The organism is Paenibacillus sp. 01L418, assembly GCF_056400045.1.
In genome coordinates this window covers 1-3,914 of sequence record NZ_JBFTSN010000551.1, presented here as the reverse complement: position 1 = coordinate 3,914, position 3,914 = coordinate 1, and the positions used below count along the sequence as shown (strand labels likewise).

General features: G+C 45.6%; 1 protein-coding gene. It reads right to left on the bottom strand.

The features are described 5' to 3' along the window. Nucleotides 1-1,628: 1,628 nt before the first annotated feature. On the bottom strand, nt 1,629-3,695 hold the full coding sequence (locus AC1DSE_RS32460; protein ID WP_477528851.1) for an S-layer homology domain-containing protein: 2,067 nt from the start codon (nt 3,693-3,695) through the stop codon (nt 1,629-1,631). Between the last annotated feature and the right edge of the window lie 219 nt (nt 3,696-3,914).

The following is a 3,914-nucleotide window of genomic DNA, read 5'->3' as shown; positions in this document are numbered from 1 at the left end:
CACCCTACAAGATCCAAGGATTCAAAACTAACTAGTTTAGTGAACACACTCCGATTAGCAACAGCATCGCGGTATCTAAGCGTCTAAGTGCATAAATACACTTATTCCACCAACCACTTTTCAAAACTGCTCAAATAGATGCACTTGTGCACGTATTTACGTCATTTCCATCTCATTTATTAAAAACAAGTGCAAATCTGCTCTTATTTACACATCCAGTCGCCACACCCTACAAGATCCAAGGATTCAAAACTAACTAGTTTAGTGAACACACTCCGATTAGCAACAGCATCGCGGTATCTAAGCGTCTAAGTGCATAAATACACTTATTCCACCAACCACTTTTCAAAACTGCTCAAATAGATGCACTTGTGCACGTATTTACGTCATTTCCATCTCATTTATTAAAAACAAGTGCAAATCTGCTCTTATTTACACTCCACGATCGGTTCACGCACACCACAGTACCAACACTCTACCTACACTATCCATTTACAGCCCAATAGCACTTCTTACACACTTCACAAATGTACGTTCTCTCACGTAACCAGCCGTTATTCCCAACAAATTTCAAGAATGTAAAACTGGCTAGTTTAGTGAGCATACACCTGTTAGCAGCAGCATCGCGACATCTTCATTTCCAGCACATTTATTAAAAACAAGTGCACTTCTGCGCTTATTTATACTCCACGATCGGTTCACGCACACTCGAATCACACTACCAACACTCTRCCTAYACWATTCACATACAGTCCAATCRCACTCCTTACACACTTACAAATGCACCCCCCACACATCCAGTCGCCACTCCTTACAGATGCCAAGAATATAAAATTAGTTAGTTTAGTGAGCACACTCCAATTAGTAGCAGCATTTAAGCGCATAAATACACTTATTCCACCAGCTACTTTTCAAAACTGCTCAAATAGATGCACTTGTGCACCTATTCTCGTCATTTCCAGATCATATATTAAAAACAAGTGCACTTCTGCGCTTATTTACACTCCACAATTGGTTCACGCACACTCTAATCACACCACCTTAACAATTCGTATACAGTCCATTCGCACTCCAACACGCTTTTCGAAAGCGTATTTAGACAGCTAAAGTATAGTAGAGGGGTTCCAGGGGTTCCAGGGGTTCCAGAGGTTCCAGAGGTTCCAGAGGTTCCAGAGGTTCCAGAGGTTCCAAGGATTCCAGGGGTTTCGAAGGTTCCGGTTTTTTGGGGGTTTGGGGGTTTCGGGGTTTCGGGGTTTCGGGGTTTCGGGGTTTCGGGGTTTCGGGGTTTCGGGGTTTCGGGGTTTCGGGGTTTCGGGGTGTTCTGAGGGCTTTGAGGGCTTTGAGGGATCTGAGGGTTTTAAGTGGCTGCTACAGGGGCTACAGAATCTATGGGTTCCCTGAGTTCCGTCTCCCGCTTATCGGCTGCCAGAATGTCATCCAATGGGTCGAGCGGCGTTTGATTGCCCGCTACCTGCTTAAGCAAGCAGCCATGGATCAGAATAGAAAAATAGCGATACAGGAATAACTCCCTATATCGCTATTTTTAAAAATTCAAAGCGAACCGACTATTTCTAGGACAGCTCATTCAAAATGTAGAGAAATCCACTAGTCCTCTAAAAACTTTAAATCTATTTCAAATAATCGAACAGTCTGCTCAATACAATCGCCGCTTCCGCTCTAGTCAGCTCTTTGTTGGCTTTGAGCGTTTGATCCGGCATACCTTTCAACAAGCCTGCTTGGATACAAATAGCCAGCGCATTTCTGGACCAAGCGGCTGCTTGATCTTCGTCTTTAAAGCTCGCTAAAATGGCATCTTCAGATGTCGCAAGAGTCGGCAGCTTACCTTTTATTTGCAGCACGCGCGTGATAATGACAGCCATTTCCTCACGGGTAAGGGAACGGTCGGGCTCAAATCGATTGCCTCCAGTTCCTTGTAGCAATCCCGATTCCGATGCAGCCGTTATCACATTGTTGTACCACTTGTCCCCACGCACATCTTCAAACGATTGAGAAGTGCTTGCTTGGAGATTGAATCCCCGAGTGAACATAGCCGCGATTTCAGCGCGAGTAATGGAAGCATTAGGGTTAAACTTGTTCTCTGATACGCCTGTTAGAATGCCTTTGGCTGCAAGAGCTTCAATCTCTTTTCTAGCCCAATGACTGGCTGTATCCTGGAAAGTCACTTTAGTTCCCGCTCCCGGATCTGTGCCTGTGCCTGTGCCTGTGCCTGGACCAGTGCCCGCTCCCGGATCTGTGCCTGTGCCTGGACCAGTGCCCGTCCCCGGATTCGTCCCTGTTCCTGGATCTGTACCCGGTCCGCTATTGTCCGCCTGCACATGCACCGTAGCGATCGCTTTAAGCGTCGTACCTGCAACCGTGCCTTCTACTTCAAAAGTACCAGTTTGCGCATAATCGGAAGCTTTGATCGCATTCCAAACGACCAAAAGATCTTTAACCGATTTGTCACTATAAACAGCTCTCACAGTATGAGGCAGCACTGGCGCCTTTCCAACCGTAGTGGTCACTGACACTGCCTGCAAGCTTACAATAGCGATGACATGAGTCTCCAGCTCACTCACAGCCTTCTCCAAAGCTGTCCTCGCTGATTCAATCATTTCTATTGTTGCTTCAGCATTGCTGCTTACTTCGATAGCGCTTTGCAGAGTAGCGGCAACAGTCGCCCATGTCACAGGAGTATACTCTGCTTCTTTAAGCGCTTGGGCATCTTTAATTGCTTGCAGCAGGAGCTCCTTGGCATAATCAACGCCCGTATTTTTGATGTAGAAATCGTCCAATATAAAAGCATAATCGGAAGTCGCGTTACTTGCGCCTTTGGCAATCATTTTAAACACGACCTGATAATCGTCTTGTGCCCCAGTGGTGAAGGTTTGGCTAAAGCGGATGTATCCATCCTCTGCCTTAATCCCCGAATTAGGCTTGTTTAGCAGCGTTTCCTTCAACACCGCAGTGCCGGTCGAACGAGACAACACGCTGACCTCGTAGGTAACCCCATTTTCCATCGTATAAACAAAGCCAAGCTCATACGTCTTATTCGCTTTTAATTTAATGTCGGACTCATTTGATTTGATCAGTCTGCCCATGTCAGTTTCATTCAGCTTTAATGAATTCTGACCATTCAATACCCAAGTCATGACAGGACCGATTTTTTGGTCAGCTGCCTGAACAATCGGATTGTTATCATGCGGGTTGCTCTGATCCGATGCGATATGAATCATTCGACTGCCGCCTCCATACTCGAAAGGCCCCCAGCCCTCATACACATTCTCAAAATCTTCCTTCACGACATAACCAGCTTGTTCAGCACCGCTTCCCGACGTCAGATGCTTCCAAATTCGGACATCATCGAATAGCACAGTGCCAGCTCCAGCATCTGCGATTAACTTGATTGTTGCCGTTGTCGTGCCTTCTGGCACCTTAAATTTCACATTCATTCTCTGCCAAGTTGTGTCCACATATTTAAATGAACTTTGATGTGAACCGTCCAAGCCTGTTACATAATTGCTGTACGTTTTGCCGTTCATGGTTACCTGTAAAGAGGATTTTCTTCCTTTAACGGTTTGAGTCCATACACCAACCGTATACTCTCCTCCCGGAATCAATCCAGTGATTTGCTGAGACAACTCACCAGCACGGCTTCCAATTTCCGCATAGCGGTTCCAGTTGGACCTTACCATCTCTTTTGTCGTGTCGTATCCAACATCGCCTTGAACGACCTTAATGGAAGCATTGGCCGTATCATTAACAGACCATGATCCTTCAACATTAAATCTTCAACATTAAATTTCTCTGAATTGAAAGCAAAATCCTTAATCAGGCTGCCTTCTCGAAGGAATCAGGTTTAAAGCATCTGCTGTTGCAGGGTATAGAACATATGGCGTAGAACATATGGCGTA

Bases quoted from the DNA above. Each gene is read 5' to 3' on its own strand.
- AC1DSE_RS32460 (WP_477528851.1), bottom strand. From the start codon at position 3,695: ATGGTAAGGTCCAACTGGAACCGCTATGCGGAAATTGGAAGCCGTGCT.